Genomic DNA, 22,085 nt, shown 5'->3' with positions numbered 1-22,085 from the left:
CGAATGATCTAGCTTAAGCCTTGTCTTCAAACAGGAAATTAAAGAATGACGGACGCTGAATACCCGATCTATGGCGAAATTACCGGTCCCATCATCATGATCGGTTTCGGCTCCATCGGGCGCGGCACGCTTCCCTTGCTGGAGCGGCACTTCAAGTTCGACCTGTCCAGGCTCGTCGTCATCGATCCGCGTGAAGACATTTCCGACTACCTGCAAAGCCGCAACATCCGGCATGTGCGCGAGCATCTGACCAAGGAAAACTACAAGGATGTGCTGAAGCCGCTCGTCAAGAATGTCGAAGGCCAAGGTTTCTGCGTCAACCTATCCGTAGATGCCTCCTCCGTCGATCTGATGAAGCTGTGCCGCAAATACGGCATGCTCTACATCGACACGGTCGTGGAACCCTGGCCCGGCTTCTACTTCGACACCGATGCGGATAACGCTCAGCGCACCAATTATGCGTTGCGCGAAACCATGCTGAAGGAAAAGGCCAGGCGCCCCGGCGGCACCACAGCCGTATCCACCTGCGGTGCAAACCCCGGCATGGTCTCGTGGTTCGTGAAACAGGCGCTGGTCAATCTGGCAAACGACACGGGGCTGGAATTCGAAGAACCTGTTGCCAGCGACCGCGAAGGCTGGGCCAAGCTGATGCAGACGCTGGGCGTCAAGGGCGTTCACATTGCCGAACGCGACACGCAGCGCGCCAATGACCCCAAGCCCTTCAACACCTTCTGGAACACGTGGTCGGTCGAAGGCTTCATTGCCGAGGGCATGCAACCGGCGGAACTGGGCTGGGGAAGCCACGAAAAATGGATGCCGAAGAACGCCAAGAAGCAGAAGAAGGGCAACAAGGCCGCCATCTTCCTTGACCAGCCCGGCGCTACCACCCGCGTGCGCACTTGGTGCCCGACGCTTGGGGCGCAATACGGCCTGCTCGTGACCCACAATGAAGCGATATCGATTTCCGACTATTTCACCGTACGCGACAAGCGCGGCCATGTCGATTTCCGCCCCACCTGCCATTACGCCTATCACCCGTGCAACGACGCCGTTCTGTCGCTCTACGAGATGTTCGGCAATGGCGGCGCAGCCCAGCCAGTGCAGCACGTCTTGACCGAAGGCGAGTTGACCGATGGTGCGGATGAACTCGGCGTTCTCCTCTACGGCCATGAGAAGAATGCCTACTGGTACGGCTCGCGCCTGACGCTGGAAGAGGCTCGCAAGCTTGCTCCCAACCAGAATGCGACGGGCCTTCAGGTCTCCTCGGCTGTTCTCTCCGGCATGGTCTGGGCGCTGGAAAACCCGCAGGCCGGTATCGTCGAAGCAGACGAGATCGATTACCGTCGTTGCCTTGGAATCCAGAAGCGTTACCTCGGCCCGGTCGAGGGCCATTACACCGAGTGGACGCCGATCGATGGCAGGCCTGGCCTCTTCCCGGAAGATATCGACACCAGCGATCCGTGGCAGTTCCGCAATATTCTGGTGCGAGGATAAGCACTTTGCGACTACTGGTGCCGGTTTGCAACGCTTGCCGTTTTGTGGGTGGCGCGGGGAACCGGTGCATAGCGGTTGTCGTTCGCTTGCATTAAATTAAACTTCCATCCATGGTCTTTCAAAGTAGATCGGGCAGAATCGCAGGAGACGAAAGAGATGAATTTCAAGACAGGCGCCGCCGTGGTTCTGGCCGCAATTGCCGCCTCTTCATGCGCTCCTAACGCGCCATCGCCTCGCCCCATGGCATCCGCCATGCCGCAGGGTCCGGCGGTCGATGGCCGCTGGGTGGACAAGAACGGCATCGTCTCCACCTTCCAGGCGGGCGCCTTCTCCACACGCTCGACAGACAGCAACACGCTGCTGGCATCCGGCACCTATGTGACGCTGTCGCCAACGCTCTATGAGATCAACATGACCTCGCTGGTGCGCAACACGCAGTCACGCGTCAATTGCGCGCTGATCTCCCGTTCGCAGCTCAACTGCACCACGGATAGCAACAGCCAGTTTACGCTGACGCGTCAGGGCTGAGCCAGCAAAACAGAGTGCTTGCGTTAATTTCAACGCGCGCGTGCAGCGCGCGTTTTTTATTTGCACAACCCTGTCATATTTCTACTTGCGGCAGATGCTGCGAGATGAAAACATCGCCTTTGAACCAGTGTCATGATTTCGCAGTAGCTATGGTGGCAGGACGAGCCTCCCGGCTTCGTATACGGCAAAACAGGAGAGAGAAGACGATGAACAGGATTTTGAGATTTGGCCTGATGACCGCATCGGTTGTTGCGCTTTCCGCCGGTGCGGCTCTGGCCGATTACCAGCTCAATATTCTCCACATCAACGATCTGCATTCGCGTATCGAAGCGATCAACAAGTTCGACTCCACCTGCTCTACGGCTGAAGCCGACAAGAAGGAATGCTTCGGCGGCATCGCCCGCGTCAAAAGCGCCATCGACGCCCGCCGCACAGAGCTTGGCGCTAACGCCAACATTCTCGTGCTGGATGCTGGCGACCAGTTTCAGGGTTCGCTGTTCTACACGCAGTATAAAAGCGGTCCCGTTGCCGAATTCATGAACGGCATCGGTTTCGACGCCATGGCCATCGGCAACCACGAATTCGATGACGGCCCGGCAGAATTGCTGAAGCTCATCAATGCGGTCAAGTTCCCGATCATTTCCGGCAACACCAAGATTGCCGACGGCTCCGAGCTGAAAGACAAGTTCAAGGGCTACATCATCAAGGAAATGGGCGGCCAGAAGGTCGCCGTCCTGTCCGTGCTGGCCACCGATACCAACGAAACATCCTCGCCCGGCGACAAGGTCACGTTTGAAAACGAGATCGAGTATCTCAAGGGTGCCGTCAAGGAAATTCAGGATCAGGGCGTCAACAAGATCGTCGTGCTCTCGCATGTCGGCTACGTCAAGGATCAGGAAATCGCCCGCTCTGTCGATGGTATCGACGTCATCGTCGGCGGCCACAGCCACACGCTGCTCTCCAGCACCGATCCGAAGGCTGCAGGCCCATACCCCACACTCGTCAAAGACCCATCCGGCGTCGATGTTCCGATCGTCACAGCCTATGCCTACTCCAAATATCTCGGCGATCTGACTGTCACCTTCGACGATAATGGCGTGGTGAAGTCCACCAGCGGCGCACCGAAGCTGCTCGACGCATCCGTCACCCCTGACGAAGCCTTCACCAAGCGCGTCGCCGAACTGGCCGCCCCGCTGGAAGAAATGAAGCAGAAGGAAATCGGCACCAGCGAAGCACCAATCGATGGCGCGCGCGAAGTCTGCCGCGTCAAGGAATGCACCATGGGCAACCTGGTGTCGGATGCGCTGCTTGACCGCGTGAAGGACCAGGGCATCACCATCGCCATTCAGAACGGCGGCGGTTTGCGCGCCTCAATCGACGCCGGTCCTGTGACCATGGGCGAAGTGCTGACGGTCCTACCATTCCAGAACTCCATCGCCACCTTCCAGATCAAGGGCGTCGATCTCGTCGCAGCGCTTGAAAATGGTGCGAGCCAGATCGAGGAAGGCGCAGGACGCTTCGTGCAGACGGCTGGCCTGAAATACAGCTTCGACCGCTCCAAGCCAGCCGGAAGCCGCATCGTTTCCGTCGAAGTCAAGGAAGGCGACGGCTTCGTCAAGCTCGACCCTGAAAAGACCTATGGTGTTGTGACCAACAACTATACCCGCACCGGCGGCGATGGCTTCAAGACCTTCGCCACCAAGGCCATCAACCCCTACGACTTCGGACCAAGCCTTGAAGATGCCGTGGCCGCCTATATCGGTTCGCACAGCCCCTACAAGCCTTACACCGATGGCCGCGTGATGGATGTAACGCCAGCCGACTACGTTGCCCCGCCAAAGGAAGCCAAGCCAGCAACTCCTGCGGCCCCTGCACCTGCAACAACCGCGCAGGCTCCAGCCGCCACAGCACCTGCGGCTCCCGCTCCAGCCGCAACGGCGCCAACCACTCCGGCACCGGCAACCACGACATCGGCCCCTGCCACAACACCGGCAGAGGCTGCGAAATATATCGTTGCCCGCGGTGACTCGCTGTGGAAAATCGCCGCCGAGAAATACGGTAATGGCGCAGAGTGGAAGAAGATCGCCGAAGCCAACGCGCTGAAGCGTCCAAACCACATCGAAGTTGGTGAAGAACTGAACGTTCCGGCACAGTAATTGTTCGACATCACTCTATCGAAGGCTGCTTCGATGGCGGGCTTCGATAGAAGACTTTATTTTTGATCGCGGACGCATAATTGCCGCTTGCAGCAGAGGTCAGCGGGTGTGGCTCACCCCCTCTGTCCTGCCGGACATCTCCCCCTCAAGGGGGTAGATCGGCAAGGCGATAGACCTTCGCTAAAATGATCGACGCTGAAGATGGCCGCAACGTTGCGGCATATCGATCTCCCCACCTGTGGGGGAGATGTCCGGCAGGACAGAGGGGGGTGAGCCACGCATACTGACCTCTGCCGCATCGCTACTCAAAACTCAGATGGCTACACTTATATCTATATATCACTAAGCCCTCACCACGCGTTGAAATGCCGCGCAGGTTCTATCAAAAATCAATTCAGATTGGCGGATCAATGCTCTACAACATGATCCAACACGATGGTCCTGGCGTATGTCTGGCCAAACAATGTAGGTTCAGGACGATTTCATGATCGCAGATAACTCCACGCTTCAAACCGCTCATTTCCCCGCAGATCACCCGAAGGTCGCCTTCGGTAAGGTCGGCGTTCTCCTCGTCAATCTCGGCACACCCGATGGCACGGATTACAAATCCATGCGCCGTTATCTGGCGGAATTCCTGAGCGACAAGCGTGTCATCGAGTGGTCGCGGCTGTTCTGGTACCCCATTCTCTACGGCATCGTGCTGAACAAACGCCCGCAGAAGGTCGGCAAGGCCTATGAGGAAATCTGGAACCACGAGCTGAACGAAAGCTATTTGCGCACCTACACCCGCAACCAGGGCGAGGCGCTCGGCAAGATGTTGACCGACCTGCCCAATGTCGTGGTCGATTGGGGCATGCGTTATGGAAACCCGAGCATTGCCGAACGCATGGACGCGCTGAAGGCGCAGGGCTGCGAAAAAATCCTGCTGTTTCCGCTCTATCCGCAATTTGCGGCAGCAACGACGGCCACCGTCAACGACAAGGCCTTCGAATATCTGATGAAGCAGCGCTGGCAACCCGCGCTGCGCACCGTGCCGCCCTACCACGATGACGACACCTATATCGATGCGCTCGCCAATTCCGTCAAAGCGCATCTGGCGACGCTGGATTGGGAGCCTGAAAAAATCCTCGCCTCCTTCCACGGCATTCCGCAGTCCTATTTCAAAAAGGGCGATCCCTATCATTGCCAATGCATGAAGACGGGTCGCCTGCTGCGCGAAAAGCTAGGGCTGGACAAAGACCGTTTCATGATCACCTTCCAGTCCCGTTTCGGGCCGGAAGAATGGTTGCAGCCTTATACCGACAAGACGGTGGAAAAGCTGGCCAAGGACGGCGTCAAGCGCATTGCGGTCATGAACCCGGGTTTCGTGTCCGACTGTCTGGAAACACTGGAAGAAATCGCGGGCGAAGCTGGCGAAATCTTTCACCACAACGGTGGCGAGAAGTTTTCACATATCCCTTGCCTGAACGACAGTTCAGAGGGTATGCGGGTTCTCGAAAAGGTTGTACGCAGGGAGTTGCAGGGCTGGGTATAAACACCAGCCTGAGACAATACCTGCCAGCATATGAGGGAGATGGGGATGTTTGATCTGGGTGGTTTCGATATTGTCGTGATCGTCGTCGTGGGGCTCGTCATTCTGACGCTGTTTGCCGGTATCAAGACGGTGCCGCAGGGGTATCGCTACACGGTGGAACGCTTCGGGCGCTACACGCGCACCATGGAACCCGGCCTCAACATCCTCACCCCCTATATCGAGCGCGTCGGCGCGCGGCTGAACGTGATGGAACAGGTGCTGGATATTCCAACCCAGGAGGTCATCACCAGGGACAATGCCAGCGTTTCGGCAGACGCGGTTGCCTTCTATCAGGTGCTGAACGCCGCCCAGGCAGCCTACCAGATCACCAATCTGCAATTTGCCATCCAGAATCTCACCATGACCAACATCCGTTCGGTCATGGGTTCGATGGATCTCGATGAGCTGCTTTCCAACCGCGACGCTATCAACGACCGCCTGTTGCGCGTGGTCGATGAAGCCGTAGGCCCTTGGGGTATCAAGGTCACCCGCATCGAAATCAAGGACATCGCCCCGCCCAAGGACCTCGTGGATTCCATGGCCCGCCAGATGAAGGCCGAGCGTGAAAAGCGCGCCCAGGTTCTGGAAGCCGAAGGTTCGCGTAACGCACAGATCCTGCGCGCCGAAGGCGCCAAGCAATCCGCCATTCTCGAGGCTGAGGGGCAGCGCGAAGCCGCCTTCCGCGATGCCGAGGCGCGCGAACGTCTGGCCGAAGCCGAAGCCAACGCCACCCGTATGGTCTCGGAAGCCATCGCCGCCGGTGATATCCACGCCATCAACTACTTCATCGCCCAGAAATACACCGAAGCTATGGCGGCCATCGGCACCGCGAAAAACTCCAAGATCGTGCTGATGCCGATGGAAGCCTCTTCGCTGATCGGCTCGCTCGGCGGCATCGGCGCCATCGCCAAGGAAGTGTTCGGCAAGAATAGTGATGCTGCGGCAGCGCCTGAAAACCCTGCCCAGAATAGGCAGCGCAGTTCCGTTCCACCATCCTCCAGCCGCCCATCGGCCCAGACCATCAACGTGACCATCCCCAACAATCCGTTCGGCCCGTCCTCGGAGAGATGAGATGATCGCAAGGCTCGTCACCGATCTCGGCCCCTGGAGTTGGTGGATACTGGCAGCCATCTTGCTCGCCGCCGAGCTCGTCGCCCCTGGCGTGTTCCTGATCTGGATCGGAGCCGCCGCCCTCGTCATCGGCGCCATCTCGCTGGCGTTGTGGGATACGGCCATCTGGAGCTGGCACGTTCAGCTACTTTTGTTCGCGGTTCTGTCAATTGCTTTTGCCATCCTGGGCCGCCGCTACTACGGCCGCAATCACGCCAAAACCGACGAGCCCTTCCTCAACCAGCGCGAAGCCAGCCTCATCGGCCGCACCGCCACCTTGCAAGACCCCATCACGGAAAGCCGCGGCCGTATTCGGCTGGATGACACATGGTGGCCGGTGCAGGGCGATGATCTCCCCGCAGGCACCCGCGTGCGCATCGCGTCGGCGCATGGGCGGACACTGGTGGTGGAGAAGATCGAGAGCTGAGGTTTACGCCACCATCAGGCACGGGTCTCCCAGCCCAAAACGCAAAAAGACGCCCCCTTCCAAAGCTGAAAAGGGGCGTCGGTCATTCATTCAGACCTTAGCGGACAGTGCGCAGCTGAAGACGCGAGACGCCGGCGGCGACGTTGACGCCCATGCCGGATTCGGCGCTGAGCGGCTGAAGGCCGAAGTTCTTGGAGTTGCCGCCGACCAGGGCGTTGGCACCGAGGCCAATGCCGAGCGAGGCGCGGGCGGATGCGCCGACATAGGTGCCTGCAAGGCTACCCTGGCCGACGGTCGTTGGTTCGGTGTTGACGACGACCCAGCTGATGTAGGATTTGCCGGTGACGCCCACGTCAAGACCAAGCTTGCCGATGCTGCCGGTATAGCGTTCCACCTTGCCACCGCGTTGCTTGAACTGGCAGTCCACGGCGCGGCTGGAGCCGACCAGAAGGCCGATGCCGCCTGCAACTTCGCACGACAATGTGCCGAGGCGCTGCTTGGGCTGCGAAACCACCTTTTCGGCAGGCTTACGGTTGTGGTGCGTGCTGGCAGCAGAGGCAGCAGAAGTCATGGCCATGGCGCCTGCAAGCGCGAGGATGAGTGTCTTTTTCATGTCTTGTCTCTTTTCATGTGAAGAATTTTGCCGGATGTCCGTGGGTCTCTTTCAAGATCGCGGGCAGGCGGTGTGGGTGGGGTCAGGCACGTCTCGCGCACATCGATATCGCTGAAGACGGGCCTGGATGAAACGTCGGCGGCAATCCCGATCGCCGTGTCCACGGCAGCAATGCAATTCGCTTTGCCGGTGAGCATGACAATTCCCGAGGAAACCTCAACGTCGATCTGGCAATCTTCAAGACCGTGCGCGTAGGCCAATAACGATTTGATAGCGGCACTGGTTGCACACTGGCCGGACGATGAGTCAGATGCCGGTGAGAAAACGGGAAAGAACATGGCGGGCTTGCCTCCTTGGGTCCGGCCTGCCAGATCTGGCGAGCCCGATGGCTGGATCGACGCTTACTTCAGGGCGCCTTTGACGGCGTCTACACCCTTGCCCAAGGTGCTCTGCACTTCGCCGGCGATCTTTTCGCCCCGGCCTTCGGCTTCAAGCTTCCTGTTGCCGGTCAACTTGCCGGCGGCTTCCTTGATCGTGCCCTTCAGTTCCTTGGCGGCACCTTCGATACGGTTCTTATCCATGATGTATCCTTCCTAAGACTGTGTTTTTAACGGTCTGACGTGGGTGGGAGCCCGCAAGGGAGCCAACGTCATGCCATAGGAGATACTGCCGTATGCCAAGCTTTTGCAGAGCGGAAAATACTATTCGGATTGGTAGAAAATGACCTTTTTTACGGAATCCTGTCGGATTTCCGATTATTTTTTGCTCTTTGCCTTGGCTTTGGCCTTGGCGTCGGTCACGCCGGTAAAGCCACGTTCGCGCGCCCAGATCACCGCCGCCGCCCGCCGGTTAACGCCGATCTTGCCGTAGAGCGAGGCAATGTGATTGCGGATGGTGTTCTTGGACAGATGCAGCGTGTCGCTCATCTCCGCATCGCTCTGGCCGTTGCAGATCAGGCCCAGAATTTCGCGCTCGCGGTCGCTCAGTTCCATCAGCTGTGCCGTGGGTGCTGCCGTCGACTGGTGCTTGAGCGTGGCCAGCCGGTCGACGATGGAGCGGCTGAACCAGGACGTATCGGCCATCACGCTTTCGATGGCCTCGACCAGTTGCGCTTCGCTGCGCCGACGCTCGGTCACATCCTGAAGCGCCCAGATCACGCATTGCTCGTCGTTGATTTCCACCCGCTCGGCAGACACCAGGCAATCGGCCATGCCGCCATCCTTCTGGCGCATGCGCCAGGTTTCGTTGCGAACGAAAATATTGTCGCGCAGCTTTTCTTCCAGCGCTCGCCGTGCGGCCACGTCTTCCCACAGACGCAGATCGCTGGCCGTGCGCCCGGTGATTTCGGTCGCACCGTAACCGGAGATTTGCAGAAACGCGTCATTGACTTCCGTAAACACGAAATCATCCAGCCGGGAGATGGCAGCCGGTGCGGGCGAAAGCTTGAAGGATTTGGAAAAACGCTCCTCGCTCTGGCGCAGCGCATTTTGTGCTTTTCGTCTGGCATCGAGATCGGCAAAGGTGAAGAGCATGCAGGGCTCTTCGACCACGGAGATCGGCTCACCTGCCACGATCACAAGCCGATCGCCGCCATCGGGCAGCGGAACGAGGGCCTCGCGGTGGCGGATCACCCGGCCCTCACCCAACTTGGTCAGTGCATCCTCACCCGTATCGCAGTTGGAAAACAGGCCTATCGCCTCCACCGTCTTGCCAACCACGTCCTCCTTGGAAAACCCGGTCATTTCCAGAAAGCCTTCATTGACGCGGATGAAACGGTGGTCATCCAACCGGCAGATCAGCCCCGGCGCGGGGTTGGCGTTGAAGGAACGCTCGAACCTTTCCTCGGCCTCGAAACGTGGCGTCTCATCACGCAGGATCAACGCCAGCACGTCCGGCTTGTCGGTGCCATCGGAAATGATCATGCTGCGCACGGTGTGCACCCAGACGAGATCGAGATCGTCGGCGGGTGATATTTCCACCGTCACATCGTCGATCGTCTCGCCGGTAAGCAGGCGCTCGAGCGGATATTGCCCCTCTTCCAGAAGATGGTTATTGCGATAGCGCAGCGTAAACCTGCGGCGATAGTCCCTGGCATCCGCCCCCAGCGCCTCGATGGCGTCGACACGGTGCATGTCGAGGGCCGATTCATTGGCCCAGACGATGGTACCATCCGGCTTTACCAAGATAATCCCGTCGCTCAAGCCGCCGATCAGTTCCTGAAGACTGCCGCGATTGATCCTGGGTGGCGTGGGAACGTCGTTCATATCGTGTCTCGGCTGCGCTGGGTAAAACAATCACGTCCTGGCATCATGCCGTCTCTCAGCGAGAAAAGCGAGCGCCGCACACACAAACGACACGGTCGTATCGGAAAGGTTGTGATTGAGCATATTACATCAATGAAAGTTTAATCCCTTATAATCTAATGTTCCGAAAAACAACGGACAGAGAGAGCTCACCCATGCCCACACAGTGCAATGGTTGCCGCGACGGCGCTGCATTTGACGTACCATTTTCCATGGCGTTCCAGCCCATTGTCGACGTGACCACAGGCAAGGTGTTTGCCCATGAAGCGTTAGTGCGCGGCGCAAATGGCGAAGGCGCGGGCTCGGTGTTGAGCCAGGTCAAAGAGGACAATCGCTATGCCTTCGACCAGCAATGTCGCGTCAAGGCCATTGAGCTGGCCGCAAAGCTCTATGACCCCGCAGACGATACGAAGCTATCGATCAATTTCATGCCGAATGCCGTTTACGAGCCGCGCGCCTGCATTCGCCTGACCTTGCAGACGGCGATGAAGACCGGCTTTCCGCTCAACCGCATCATCTTCGAATTTACCGAAAACGAAAAACTCGACACCAAGCACATCCTCGACATTTTGCGCACCTATCGCGATATGGGCTTCAAAACGGCCATCGACGATTTTGGCGCGGGCCATTCGGGTCTTGGCCTGCTGACCCATTTCCAGCCCGATATCGTCAAGCTCGATATGGACATGATCCGTGGCATCGATACCGACATTGCCCGGCGCACCATCGTCAAACACACGCTCAACATGCTGTTTGAACTCAACATCACACCGCTCTGCGAAGGTGTGGAAACCTATGGCGAGCTTTCGGTTCTGAAAGACCTGGGCGTCAGTCTCATCCAGGGGTATCTGCTGGCAAAGCCAAGCTTCGAGGCGCTGGCAACGCCCGGCCTGTCGACGCCGCCGCTGGCCCACGCGGTCTGAAGAAACGCTTCAACGGCAAAGACAGGCGTGTGACACGCGCCTGTCATGAAGGCGTTATAATTGCTGTATCAACACAAAGCCGATTCTCAGTCGTGAGGCGAAGCGCGGAGGTTGATCTCGCATGGATATTGCCCTTGCCGTTGGCGCGCTCGTTTTGCTCTTCGTGCATCTTCTCAGCATCACGCTTGCAGCAATCCGTCTGAAACGAACACCCCGACCCAATGCACTTTCGGCATCGAAACCAGCGGTATCGCTCGTCATTCCCCTGCGCGGCATCGAGAATTTCACGCCGTTGACGATTTCCCGCGCATTCGCGCTGGACTGGCCAGACTACGAGATCATCTTCTGCGTGGCCGACAAGAACGATCCCGTCATCCGGGAGGTCCAGTCACAGATCACGGCCCATCCGCAGATCAATGCCACGGTGCTGATCGGCGACGACCGGATCAGCGCCAATCCCAAGCTCAACAATTGCGTCAAGGGCTGGCGGGCAGCAGCCCATGACTGGGTTATTCTGGCCGATTCCAACGTGCTGATGCCGCCTGATTACATCACCACGCTGATGGCGGCGTGGCGCAACGACACCGGTCTCGTCTGCTCCCCGCCCATCGGCTCGCGTCCTTTCGACCTTTGGGCAGAGGTCGAATGTAGCTTCCTCAACACGTTCCAGGCCCGCTACCAATATTCGGCAGAAGCGCTGGGCGGCGGCTTTGCCCAGGGCAAGACCATGCTGTGGCACAAGCCGTTCCTGAATGCGCGCGGCGGCATCGAAGCGCTGGGCGCTGAAATTGCCGAGGATGCGGCGGCCACCAAGCTGGTGCGGGCGGCAGGATTAAACGTCCACCTCGTGTCATTGCCGTTCGAACAGCCGCTGGGACAACGCAGCCTGCGTGAAATCTGGTCGCGCCAGACACGCTGGGGCAGGTTGCGGCGCGTGACCTTCCCGCTGTTCTTCGCACCGGAAATTTTCGTCGGCGCGGTTCCGCCACTTCTGCTGACGATGGCAGCACTGCTGTTGGCTGGCGCCGGACCAACAGCCGTTTGCGCGGGCGGAGCAGCCATTCTCGCCAGCTTCTATCTGCCGGAACTCTATCTCGCCAAACACGCCGGTTGGCACATTTCGTGGCGAAGCTTAACAGCGATGATGATCCGCGACCTCCTTCTGCCCGCCGTCTGGACCAAAAGCCTGCTGGGCTCTTCGGTCTCGTGGCGCGGCAATATGATGACGGTGGCGACCGACCAGAGCAGCCTCTCCCCCTCCACTGCCGAGCTGACCTGACGCGAAAACACCAAACTGTGTGAGAACCAGTGCCGCCTCCACACGTTTCACCTCTTAACAACGAGGTATGAAACCGTGAAAAAGCTTCTTTTGGCCGCAGCACTGCTGCTGGCATGGAACACGCAAGGGTGGAGCATGGATAGCCTGTCGCATCTCACTTGGAAAAACCGGGTGCTCGTCGTCTTCGGCAAAACGGAAGACGCGAAAGTTCAAAAGCAGATCGAAACCGTTCGCGAACAGGAAGCCGAACTTGCCGATCGCGATATGGTCGTGCTGCATGTGACGGATAACAGCGTCACGCCCATCTTCGGCAGCGCTGGCGGTCTCGACGCCAAAACGCTGACGCGTGAGGCTGGCGCCAACGGCAAAGCTTTCGAGGCGGTGCTGATCGGCAAGGATGGCGGCATCAAGCTGCGCAGCGACGATGTCGTTGGCAGCGTGGCATTGTTCGATCTCATCGACCGCATGCCGATGCGACAGGCGGGACAGAAGTAGGTCACCGGCTGGTTATGCCTATTGCGCCAGCGCGACCAGACGTCCGCTGGATGGCTGGTGGAGAATGTCCATCCGCACATCGTAGATGCGGGCAAGCTCATCCGCCGTCATCACCTCTTGCGGAGTGCCATGGGCAATCAGCCGTCCCGAATGCAGGGCGACGATCTCATCGCAGAACCGTGCCGCCATATTCACATCATGCAGCACGGTGATGACGGTAATGCCCTTCTTGCGGCACAAATCATGCGTGAGGGACAGAACCTCCAACTGATGGCCGATATCGAGCGCGGAAATCGGCTCATCCAGCAGCAAACACGCCGCATCCTGCGCCACCAGCATGGCAAGCCACACCCGCTGGCGCTCACCGCCCGACAGGCTGTCAACCATGCGCTCGGCAAAAGGCGCAATGCCGGTGAGTTCGATCGCTTCATCCACCTTCTGTTGATCCTTTGCGCCGAACCGCCCCAGCGCGCCGTGCCAGGGGTACCGCCCCAGAGCGACCAATTCCTTGACCAGCATGCCGGGGGCCGCCGGTGTTCTCTGCGGCAGATAGGCCAGCCGCCGGGCTAAATCCCGCGCACCCCAATCATCCAGCGGCTTGCCCTCGAAATGGATGGTGCCGCCGCTTTGTTTCTGCTGCCGCCCAATCAGTTTCAGAAGCGTCGATTTGCCGGAGCCATTATGGCCGATCAGCGCGATGGATTTGCCCGCCTCCAGTTGAAGCGTCAGCGGGTGCAAAAGCGTGCGGCTCTCGACGGCAAAGCTCACCTCCGTCAACGACAGAACCGGCGACGTGTTGGCTTTCGACAGGTCGAGCATTGGCATATCCACGCGGACTTCGTTTGAGGGTGGAAACTGGCTGGTCTGAGACCATCGATATTGACGCCATACACAAAGTTGATAAACGAATGCAAGTTTATTGACGCCCGTTTTCTGGAAAATCTGATCATCCGATGCGGGCAAGGAGAGACGCCGCGAATGCCACCTCTGACCCGCCGGACCCTTCTTGCCGCCACGGCTGCCACCTTCGTCGTGGCTGGCCGCGCAAGCGCACAGCCGTCGGCACCACGGGTGGCAACGCTGGACTGGGCGCTGCTGGAAACCCTGCTGGCAATCGGCGCAAATGTGGTGGCCGCAACCGAGCTTCGCCAGTTCGCCCAGGTAGCGGTCAAGCCTGATGTGCCGCCCGAAACGATGGATATCGGCCTGCGCGGCACGCCGAATTTCGAGGCGCTTTATGCGGCGCGTCCCGATATCATCTTCAACTCGAATTTCTACGCATGGGCCGATCCGCTGATTGGCCGCATCGCACCCGTGGAAAGCCACGCCATCTACACATCAGGCGAAAGCCCCTATGCCTTGGCGCAAAAGGCAACATTGGCCATTGGCGAGCGGCTACAATTACCGGCGGCCCAAAATCTCGTTGACGAGCTGGCCGCCCGGCTCGAGCGCCACAAATCCACACTCGCCCACCATCGACGGCCTGTCCTGCTGATCAATCTGGGCGATGCGCGCCACTTTCGCGTTTTTGGCGCTGACAGCATGTTCGGAGAGGTGCTGACACGCATCGGCCTCACCAATGCCTGGAAAAGCGCTACCAGCTATTCCGCAACGGCACCCGTGGGCATCGAGACACTGGCCGCCATGCCCGACGCCACCATCATCTTGATTCCGCCGCACCCGCAGGACGCCCTGGACGCACTCACCACAAGTGCCTTCTGGAACGCTCTGCCTGCTATGCGGGAAAACCGCGTCGTGACCATCGGCTCGATCAACCCCTACGGCGCGCTGCCCGCGGCCAGCCGCTTTGCCGATATGCTGGCGCAAGGATTGTCCCATGTCCAGAACGGGTAGTCTCCCCGTGCCAACCCGCACAGCCATGCCCGCCTCTGGCTTCGCGATCATGCTCGGGCTCGCCTGCATCACCGCCTTTGCCCTGCTGCTGGTCCTGCGCCCGCACGTGCCAGTGGAGACACCGTCAGCTGCGATCCTCGACACGATCCTGCTGTGGGACAGTCTCTTGCCCCGCGCGGCCATCGCGCTCATTGCCGGTGCGGCCCTTGGCCTGTCGGGCGCCCTGCTTCAACGGGTGCTGCGCAACCCCATCGCTGACGCATCCACGCTCGGCATCGCATCCGGCGCGCAACTGGCGCTAACGCTCGGTCTAGGCATGGCGCCTGTTCTCAGTGGCATCTCTCGGGAACTGATCGCGCTGGGTGGCGGCTTTGCCGCTGTCGCCATCGTGCTCGCGCTCAGCTGGCGACGCGGGCTCGATCCCGTTACGGTGGCGATCTCCGGCATGATCGTCAGCCTCGTCGCCGCCTCTCTCAGCATCGCCCTCATTCTCGCACGCGGCGAATACGCGCTCTCCATCCATATCTGGGGCGCAGGCGCGCTGAACCAGCAGGATTGGAGCGGCGTTATCTCGCTCAGCCCCAAACTCGTAGCCGGCATGCTTGCAGCCTTCGCGCTAATGCGACCGCTCAATCTTCTCGCACTCGATGATACCAGCGCCAGAAGCCTAGGGGTTGCACTTCACGCCACGCGCTTTGCCGTTCTTCTCCTGGCCGTCTGGCTCTCGGCATCGGTCACGGCGCTCGTCGGCATCATCGGCTTTTTAGGCCTCGCTGCCCCCAGCGTCGCAAGGCTGTGCGGCGCGCGCACCACCACGCAGGTCATGACGGTGGCACCGCTCACCGGCGCTGCCATCCTGTTTCTGACCGATTGCCTGACGCAGTTGCTGGGTTCCGGCTTTTCCGATCTCGCGCCGACAGGTGCGGCAACCGCCCTGCTCGGCGGCCCGCTTCTGCTGGTGCTCCTGCCCCGCGTCCAGGGTTTCTCGATGGCGACGGCGAGTGCCGCAACCGCGCTGAAACAGCTCCGCAAACCGGCAATGGCGCTTGCCATTCTCGCGGCTGCCATCACTATCCTGTTTGCTCTCGTCATTACCTTCGGCCCATCCGCCCACGGATGGGGTGCGGCGTTCGGACAGTCCTTTGCCGATCTTCTTCCCTTCCGGTTGCCGCGCATCGCGGCGGCGGGCGGTGCCGGGGCCATGCTGGGCGCTGCCGGGTTTATCATGCAGCGCGTGACCGGCAACCCCATCGCCAGCCCGGAAGTGCTGGGCGTTTCCACCGGCGGCGGCGCAGGCCTCACCGCCACGCTCTTCCTGTTCAGCCTCCCCTCGCCTTTCGTGATGATCGCGGGCATGGCCACAGGCGCGCTCACAGCCTTTCTCGTCATGATCGCGGTCGCCGGTCGCTCCGGCTTGTCTGCCGAACGGCTGCTGCTCGCTGGCATCGCCATCAGCGCCTTTTCCATGGCCATCATCAGCATGGTGCTGGCGCAAGGCGATATGCGTGGCTTCATTCTCCTGACATGGCTTTCGGGATCGACCAGCCGCGCCGGTGCCTTCGAGGCCTGGACAGCCATCGTCTCACTCGTCGTCCTGACCGTGCCCGTGCTGTTCATGACCCGCTGGCTCACCATCCTGCCGCTCGGCAATGCCGTGTCCCGCAGCCTTGGTGTGCAGACCGTCTCCGCCCGGCTCGTACTGGCAATGTTCGCGGCGCTGATGACGGCGATTGCGTCCTTCCTGGTGGGACCCTTGAGCCTCACCGGCCTCATCGCCCCTCACCTCGCCCGCCTCATCGGCTTCCAAAAACCGCACCACCAGCTCACCGCCGCCATCCTCATCGGTGCCGGCATCCTGATGGCCGCCGACTGGCTGTCGCGGGTCGTCATCTACCCCTATCAAACCCCGGTCGGCCTGTTTGCGTCCCTCATCGGAGGCCCGTATCTGCTGTGGCTGATGGCATCGAAGAAAGCGGGATAGGACAAACGCAAAAACGCCCGCGACGTGCACGGGCGTTGACAATCATCAAATCTGAAATTCAGGCTGTCTTAGCGACCGACGGATGCGCGGGCAACGCTGTGGATTTCAGACCTGGAAATACCGAGGTCCTGAAGCTCACGCGAGCTCATACGGCCAAGTTCGGTAACGGTCTGACGATACTTGCGCCAGTTGTTGAAAGAGCGTGCTACGTTCATGATAATCCCCTTTCGTGAGGCTTCCTGACGCCAGCAACCTTGCTTGGGTTCCAACGTCGTTTCGATGATTGGAATATAGCCCCATGCACCCTCCACGATAAGACACAAGCTCTCACGCCCGCCATGCGTTTGGTGCATAGGTCACATATACGGTGGTGAAAAGTCGGGCATCGAAAGAGACAATGGAAATTATACTGGCTGAAGACCAACAAGACTCCAAAAAGCAAAGGCCTCGCGATTGCTCGCAAGGCCTTGATACTTTTGAATGAGGATGGTGGGCGTAACAGGGATTGAACCTGTGACCCCTACGATGTCAACGTAGTGCTCTCCCGCTGAGCTATACGCCCATCCGTTGCGGCGCATAAATCACGAAACCGGATGAAGCGTCAACTGCTTTTTTTCAGTTTTGTGAAAGGTTTATGCGAGGCCTTACGCTACAAGGAGTTTGTTCACTTCATCGACGAGATCGCGAAGGTGGAAAGGCTTGGAAAGCACCTTGGCATCCTTCGGCGCCTTCGAATCAGCGTTGAGCGCAACAGCCGCAAAGCCGGTGATGAACATGACCTTGAGATCAGGGTCGAGTTCGGTCGCGCGGCGGGCAAGCTCGATGCCGTCCATTTCCGGCATGACGATGTCGGTCAGGAGAAGCGAGAAAGGCTCTTCACGAAGCCGGTCATAGGCGCTGGCGCCATTGTCGAATGAGGAAACCTTGTACCCGGCTTTCTCCAACGCCTTCACGAGAAAGCGGCGCATATCATTGTCATCTTCCGCGAGAAGAATTTTCTGTACCATTTAAATGACCGTAGCTTCTGGATTATTGGAATTACCTTATCCCGATCATACCGCATCTTCAGTAAATATCACGTGAACGGTAGAATCATGACTCGGGCGACTGTTGCACAGTATGGACTTGCTCTGCCTTAACTGGCAACATGAAGCTTCTGGCAGAATTATGACATGGTAAACGGGGCGGAATGGACTGGGTTACGGGCGAGTACGAACTCTTCGAGGTGCACGAACCGGCCGTTCACAGCATTCCGTTCGTTTTCAACTCCCCCCATAGCGGTCGCTGCTACCCGGTTTCCTTCCTCGAATCATCCAGGCTGGACTCTTACGAGATTCGCCGTTCGGAAGATCATTATGTCGATGAGCTGTTTTCCGGCGCCGTCGATATGGGCGCGCCCCTGCTCAAGGCCAACTTCCCGCGCGCCTATCTGGATGTGAACCGCGAGCCCTACGAACTCGATCCGCGCATGTTCGAGGGGCCTTTGCCGTCTTACGCCAATATCGGCTCGATGCGGGTCGCGGGTGGGCTGGGAACCGTGCCGCGCATCGTGGCCGAGAACATGGATATCTACACCCACCGGCTGCCGGTGGATGAAGGCCTGTCGCGGATCGAACAAATCTACAAGCCCTACCATGCCTGCCTTCGCAAGCTGGTATCGCGCACCCACGCCAATTTCGGTATGGCGGTTCTGGTCGACTGTCATTCCATGCCCGGCAATATTCGCCTCGCGGGCTCCAATATACGCCCCGACGTGATTATAGGAGACCGATTCGGCACCAGCGCCTCGGCGGAAATCTCTCGCGCCGCCCTGCATTTTCTCGAAGAACTCGGCTTTACCGCCGTCTGCAACAAGCCCTATGCCGGTGGCTTCATCACCGAACATTACGGCCGCCCCATCCGCTCGCTGCATGCCTTGCAGATCGAGGTCAGCAGGGCGCTGTATGTGGATGAAAAGACGCTGCTGAAAACGCGGGAGTTTGCAGCTGTGCAAGCGGCGCTCGAGGCCTTCATGCGCCAGCTCTCGATGTTCGTATCCGAATACGCCATCGACATGGCCTTCGCGGCCGAATAACGCCCCCCAATGACGACAGATTTTCAGTCCGCCAACAAGCGGGCAAAAAAAACCGCGCCTCGGCGCGGTCAAGTCTAGGGAGGAAACACCCAAGGAGGGTATTTACAGTCAAAGACTGTGACTCAAAAATTATGCCCAATGTGCTTAATTGTCAATCATATTTATTTTTGCCCATATATTATTCAAATTAATACAGATTGCTCACAATTCGCACCGACAAGCAAAAAACATGCTCGCATTTTGAACATCGGCGCCTGAGTAGACGCGGCACATCGAAGCGCGCTATGACGTTTCGAAATCCGCATAGTGAGGTTCTGATGCTGCCAGATCGCGATTTCTTTTTCCGTCTTGCCGATGCCGCCAAGGCTGAGACCCTGCCACGCTTTCGCACCGGCATCGCCGTCGCCAACAAGCTGGATGGCGGCTACGATCCGGTAACGGAAGGCGATCAGGCGGCTGAAACTGCCATCCGAGCGCTCATTACCGAACACTTCCCCGACCACGGCATTCTGGGCGAGGAACACGGCAACGTCGGAACCGACCGCGAGCATGTCTGGGTCATCGACCCCATCGATGGCACCCGCGCTTTTATTTCCGGCCTGCCCGTCTGGGGAACGCTGATCGGCTTTCAATCCTCCGGTCGCGCCGTCATGGGCATCATGGACCAGCCTTTTACCGGCGAGCGTTATTTCGCCGATGGCCAGAAGGCCTGGTACTTCGGTCCGGGCGGCGACAGGCAGGTCAAGACCCGCACCTGCGAAATGCTATCGGACGCAATCCTCTTCACCACCTCCCCGCATATTTTCACCCCTGACGAAGCCGCGCGTTATGGTGCGGTGGAAGAAAAGGTTCGCCTGTTCCGCTACGGTGTGGATTGCTACGCCTACGCCCTGTTGGCCGGTGGGCATGCCGATCTGGTCATCGAATCCGGCCTGAAGCCCTATGATGTCGGCGCGCTCATTCCCATCATCGAGCAGGCCGGTGGCATCATCACCAACTGGGATGGCGGCAGACCGGAAGCCGCAGGCCGCATCATTGCCGCTGGCAGCAAAGCGGTTCATGAACAGGCGCTGGCCATTCTCTCCGGCCTCTGAGAACGCACCGATCAACAACTGATGTCGAATGGTCTGCGACGCGCCTGCGCGCAGCAGTTGTCCATTTCGCAGCGCGATGTTTTGCGTGGCATCCGATCATGTCCTGCCTTAGCAAGGAATTCGATCAGGCAGTAACTGTCTGTTAACCATACTCCGGCACTCTTGCGTTGAATTCTTTTACGCTAATATACGCGAGGTCGCTATGGCATATGACTGGAGTGGCAATACCGTTAAGCAAAAACGCGATGACCGGATGGTTGTCATGGCCGTTGTGGCGCTCGTCCTGTTCATGACCATCGCACCGATCCGCCTCATGCGGGTGGTACAGCCATCGCCGCATGTCATCGATACGACAGCCATTTCCATCGGTCCGTCGCTTGCCAAAATGTAGGCGTTACGTCTTCACCAAATCCAGATGCACCACGCGCGGTGATAGCACCTGCAAGATGGTTTCCGAACGGCCGATATAGACGATGGTCGTGTCCTTCATACCGGCCAGAACGCCCGCCAGCCTGTCGACGGTGTCCGTCTCAAGACCTTCGAGAAGATCGTCGATGAACAGCCAGCGGGGCTTGAGCACCAGCGCATTGGCCACGCGCACGCAGGCCTGCTCGTCGGAATCGAATTTCTTGTCCCAGCGAACATTGTCATCGATGCGGGGAATGATGTGGCCAAGGCCGCACTTTTCCAGAGCATCCAGAAAATCCTGCTCCTGAAATTTCTGCGGGCTGCGCGGATAGCACAGGATTTCACGCAACGGCGCTGCGGGTAAATAGCCATGCTGGGCGATGAACAGCATTTCCTCGCGCGGTGGCATCGTCATCTTGCCGCGACCCCAGGGCCACAGGCCTGCAACGGCTGCAAAAAACAGTCGCCGGTTCACGCCCTGATCGCCGTTCACCATCAGGCGGTCGCCGGCTTTGATCTCGACCGGCGCTTCCCGCAGCCGAAAAATCCGCGACAGATCCTGCCCGCCCGCATCCGGGCTGATTTCCACCGACGCCCAGACGATCGTTCCCGAGGTGGTTTGTTCGATCTCGATAGTGTTGCCATGGCGCTCGATGCTGTCCATCTGGATCAGCGCATTGCGAAACACCGAGACACGCTGCAACGTCGCCTTCCAGGCTGCGATAGGGCCGAAATTATCGATGTACCAACGCAAGGCGACGTTGACCTGGTTGAAGGCACCCACCGCCATCATCAAGCCACCAAAGCTCAAGTTTCCGGAAAAGTACACGGGAGCGGCGATCAGAATAGGTGCAACAATGGCCAGCCATCCGTAACCGGACGAAACCCATGTCAGATGGGTCAGCGCCATGGCCAGCCCCTTGATGACGCCCAGCACGGCGTTGATGTCTTCACCGATGCGGTGACGTTCGTTCTTCTCGCCCCGCGCCAGCGTGATGGCTGTCACGTTCTCACTGGCCCGCATGAGAGAAAACCGCAGTTCCGCTTCCTTGGAGTAGCGCTCGGCGTTCAGCGGCACCAGCCGGTAGCCGACGATGTTGCTGAGCAGCGAAGCCGAGCCCGCATAGATGAGCGCCGCCCAGACCATATAGCCCGGTATTTCCACCATCTTGCCGCTGATTTCGATGGCGAAACCTGCTGACAGGCCCCAGAGAACACCGATGAAGCTGACCAGCAGAATGGTGGCGTTGACGAGACCGATGGCCAGCGCCGTGCTGCTTTCGGCCAGGTTGCGAACATCGTCGTGCAGGCGCTGATCGGGATTGATGGCAATGGCACCGAAACCCGCAAGACGGGCAGCGCGGCCGGGCCTGAACCACTGATCGACCATATCCTTGGCCAGCCCCTCGCGCATGTTCAGCGCCGTCATCTGGTTCAGCCATGTCTGGAAAACGTTGAGCAGCAGAAGCGTTCCCGCAATCATCGCAAAGACTTCGAGCTGGTGCAGGAATGCGTTGAGATCACGCCGTTCCAGCGCGTTGTAGAACGGCGCGTTCCACTCGTTCAGTTTGACCTGACCGTAAGCCGTGACGAGAATGATGGTCAAAAGCGCACACATCAGAAGAATGAGCTTGCCACGGACCTTGGAGGTCCAGAAGGCGCTGCCCATCATGGCCAACTGCGCCTTGAAGGTCAGATCGAAGGACGGATGGCCGGCCGTTTCCGCGGACAGATTACCTTGCGCCATCAGTACCTTGCCATTTCCATGATATT

Annotated in this window: 22 protein-coding genes and 1 tRNA gene; 14 read left to right on the top strand and 9 right to left on the bottom strand. The window is 59.0% G+C overall.

The window, feature by feature from the left end:
* Positions 1 to 45: 45 nt before the first annotated feature.
* The 6 genes from RRU01S_RS01075 (at position 46) to RRU01S_RS01050 (ending at position 7,288) form a co-directional block, all read left to right on the top strand.
* Positions 46 to 1,494: a homospermidine synthase gene (locus RRU01S_RS01075; RefSeq protein WP_045228391.1), complete on the top strand. Its 1,449-nt coding sequence runs from the start codon at positions 46 to 48 to the stop codon at positions 1,492 to 1,494.
* Between the two features lie 156 nt (positions 1,495 to 1,650).
* Positions 1,651 to 2,022: an outer membrane lipoprotein Omp10 gene (gene omp10 / locus RRU01S_RS01070; RefSeq protein WP_045228390.1), complete on the top strand. Its 372-nt coding sequence runs from the start codon at positions 1,651 to 1,653 to the stop codon at positions 2,020 to 2,022.
* Between the two features lie 206 nt (positions 2,023 to 2,228).
* Positions 2,229 to 4,178 (top strand): 5'-nucleotidase C-terminal domain-containing protein, encoded by a 1,950-nt coding sequence (locus RRU01S_RS01065; RefSeq protein ID WP_045228389.1) that lies wholly within the window; start codon positions 2,229 to 2,231, stop codon positions 4,176 to 4,178.
* A 484-nt stretch (positions 4,179 to 4,662) separates the two neighbouring features.
* Positions 4,663 to 5,712 carry a ferrochelatase gene (gene hemH / locus RRU01S_RS01060; protein ID WP_045228388.1) on the top strand — a complete coding sequence of 350 codons (1,050 nt, stop codon included), beginning with the start codon at positions 4,663 to 4,665 and terminating at the stop codon, positions 5,710 to 5,712.
* A 45-nt stretch (positions 5,713 to 5,757) separates the two neighbouring features.
* Positions 5,758 to 6,822 carry an SPFH domain-containing protein gene (locus RRU01S_RS01055; RefSeq protein WP_045228387.1) on the top strand — a complete coding sequence of 355 codons (1,065 nt, stop codon included), beginning with the start codon at positions 5,758 to 5,760 and terminating at the stop codon, positions 6,820 to 6,822.
* 1 nt (position 6,823) lies between these two features.
* Positions 6,824 to 7,288, top strand: a complete 465-nt coding sequence (locus tag RRU01S_RS01050) for an NfeD family protein (RefSeq protein WP_045228386.1) — start codon at positions 6,824 to 6,826, stop codon at positions 7,286 to 7,288.
* A 97-nt stretch (positions 7,289 to 7,385) separates the two neighbouring features.
* Here RRU01S_RS01050 and RRU01S_RS01045 read toward each other — a convergent pair whose 3' ends face one another.
* From RRU01S_RS01045 to RRU01S_RS01030, 4 genes are all read right to left on the bottom strand, one after another.
* Positions 7,386 to 7,901 (bottom strand): DUF992 domain-containing protein, encoded by a 516-nt coding sequence (locus tag RRU01S_RS01045; protein WP_045228385.1) that lies wholly within the window; start codon positions 7,899 to 7,901, stop codon positions 7,386 to 7,388.
* Positions 7,898 to 8,239, bottom strand: a complete 342-nt coding sequence (locus RRU01S_RS01040; RefSeq protein WP_045228384.1) for a BON domain-containing protein — start codon at positions 8,237 to 8,239, stop codon at positions 7,898 to 7,900. Before RRU01S_RS01040 ends, RRU01S_RS01045 begins: the two co-directional genes overlap by 4 nt.
* A 63-nt stretch (positions 8,240 to 8,302) precedes the next feature.
* Positions 8,303 to 8,482: a CsbD family protein gene (locus RRU01S_RS01035; RefSeq protein WP_045228383.1), complete on the bottom strand. Its 180-nt coding sequence runs from the start codon at positions 8,480 to 8,482 to the stop codon at positions 8,303 to 8,305.
* Between the two features lie 174 nt (positions 8,483 to 8,656).
* A complete protein-coding gene (locus RRU01S_RS01030; RefSeq protein WP_045228382.1) occupies positions 8,657 to 10,165 on the bottom strand; it encodes a helix-turn-helix transcriptional regulator in 1,509 nt (502 codons plus the stop codon).
* Between the two features lie 194 nt (positions 10,166 to 10,359).
* Between RRU01S_RS01030 and RRU01S_RS01025 the strand changes: the two genes are divergently transcribed.
* The 3 genes from RRU01S_RS01025 (at position 10,360) to RRU01S_RS01015 (ending at position 12,901) form a co-directional block, all read left to right on the top strand.
* Positions 10,360 to 11,127 (top strand): EAL domain-containing protein, encoded by a 768-nt coding sequence (locus RRU01S_RS01025; protein ID WP_045228381.1) that lies wholly within the window; start codon positions 10,360 to 10,362, stop codon positions 11,125 to 11,127.
* A 121-nt stretch (positions 11,128 to 11,248) separates the two neighbouring features.
* Positions 11,249 to 12,406, top strand: a complete 1,158-nt coding sequence (locus RRU01S_RS01020) for a ceramide glucosyltransferase (RefSeq protein ID WP_045228380.1) — start codon at positions 11,249 to 11,251, stop codon at positions 12,404 to 12,406.
* 75 nt (positions 12,407 to 12,481) lie between these two features.
* Entirely contained in the window at positions 12,482 to 12,901 is a 420-nt protein-coding gene (locus RRU01S_RS01015; protein WP_045228379.1) for a DUF4174 domain-containing protein, read from the top strand.
* Positions 12,902 to 12,919: 18 nt separating this feature from the next.
* On the opposite strand, the gene RRU01S_RS01010 is transcribed toward RRU01S_RS01015, so the two are convergent.
* Positions 12,920 to 13,720 carry an ATP-binding cassette domain-containing protein gene (locus tag RRU01S_RS01010; RefSeq protein WP_045228378.1) on the bottom strand — a complete coding sequence of 267 codons (801 nt, stop codon included), beginning with the start codon at positions 13,718 to 13,720 and terminating at the stop codon, positions 12,920 to 12,922.
* Between the two features lie 159 nt (positions 13,721 to 13,879).
* On the opposite strand from RRU01S_RS01010, the gene RRU01S_RS01005 reads away from it, so the two are divergent.
* The gene (locus tag RRU01S_RS01005; RefSeq protein ID WP_045228436.1) at positions 13,880 to 14,755 is read left to right on the top strand and encodes an ABC transporter substrate-binding protein; all 876 of its coding nucleotides are present in this window, start codon (positions 13,880 to 13,882) and stop codon (positions 14,753 to 14,755) included.
* The gene (fhuB, locus tag RRU01S_RS01000) at positions 14,739 to 16,736 is read left to right on the top strand and encodes a Fe(3+)-hydroxamate ABC transporter permease FhuB (protein WP_052815893.1); all 1,998 of its coding nucleotides are present in this window, start codon (positions 14,739 to 14,741) and stop codon (positions 16,734 to 16,736) included. Before RRU01S_RS01005 ends, fhuB begins: the two co-directional genes overlap by 17 nt.
* Before the next feature lie 68 nt (positions 16,737 to 16,804).
* Here the strand turns inward: fhuB and RRU01S_RS25170 are convergent, their stop codons facing one another.
* The 3 genes from RRU01S_RS25170 to cpdR form a co-directional block, all read right to left on the bottom strand.
* Positions 16,805 to 16,951 (bottom strand): DUF1127 domain-containing protein, encoded by a 147-nt coding sequence (locus tag RRU01S_RS25170; protein WP_065701618.1) that lies wholly within the window; start codon positions 16,949 to 16,951, stop codon positions 16,805 to 16,807.
* A 272-nt stretch (positions 16,952 to 17,223) separates the two neighbouring features.
* A tRNA-Val gene (locus tag RRU01S_RS00990) sits at positions 17,224 to 17,298 on the bottom strand.
* Between the two features lie 82 nt (positions 17,299 to 17,380).
* A complete protein-coding gene (cpdR, locus tag RRU01S_RS00985) occupies positions 17,381 to 17,743 on the bottom strand; it encodes a cell cycle two-component system response regulator CpdR (RefSeq protein ID WP_027675545.1) in 363 nt (120 codons plus the stop codon).
* 182 nt (positions 17,744 to 17,925) lie between these two features.
* On the opposite strand from cpdR, the gene RRU01S_RS00980 reads away from it, so the two are divergent.
* The 3 genes from RRU01S_RS00980 (at position 17,926) to RRU01S_RS00970 (ending at position 20,295) form a co-directional block, all read left to right on the top strand.
* Positions 17,926 to 18,810 carry an N-formylglutamate amidohydrolase gene (locus tag RRU01S_RS00980; RefSeq protein ID WP_045228376.1) on the top strand — a complete coding sequence of 295 codons (885 nt, stop codon included), beginning with the start codon at positions 17,926 to 17,928 and terminating at the stop codon, positions 18,808 to 18,810.
* Between the two features lie 317 nt (positions 18,811 to 19,127).
* On the top strand, positions 19,128 to 19,904 hold the full coding sequence (gene hisN / locus RRU01S_RS00975) for a histidinol-phosphatase (RefSeq protein WP_045228375.1): 777 nt from the start codon (positions 19,128 to 19,130) through the stop codon (positions 19,902 to 19,904).
* Positions 19,905 to 20,106: 202 nt separating this feature from the next.
* A complete protein-coding gene (locus tag RRU01S_RS00970; protein WP_045228374.1) occupies positions 20,107 to 20,295 on the top strand; it encodes a hypothetical protein in 189 nt (62 codons plus the stop codon).
* 3 nt (positions 20,296 to 20,298) lie between these two features.
* On the opposite strand, the gene RRU01S_RS00965 is transcribed toward RRU01S_RS00970, so the two are convergent.
* Positions 20,299 to 22,059 carry an ABC transporter ATP-binding protein/permease gene (locus RRU01S_RS00965; protein WP_045228373.1) on the bottom strand — a complete coding sequence of 587 codons (1,761 nt, stop codon included), beginning with the start codon at positions 22,057 to 22,059 and terminating at the stop codon, positions 20,299 to 20,301.
* Positions 22,060 to 22,085: the final 26 nt, after the last annotated feature.

Source organism: Agrobacterium rubi TR3 = NBRC 13261 (genome assembly GCF_000739935.1).
GTDB lineage: Bacteria > Pseudomonadota > Alphaproteobacteria > Rhizobiales > Rhizobiaceae > Agrobacterium > Agrobacterium rubi.
Note: the sequence above shows the minus strand (reverse complement) of the source record. Positions and strands in the feature narration are given on the sequence as shown.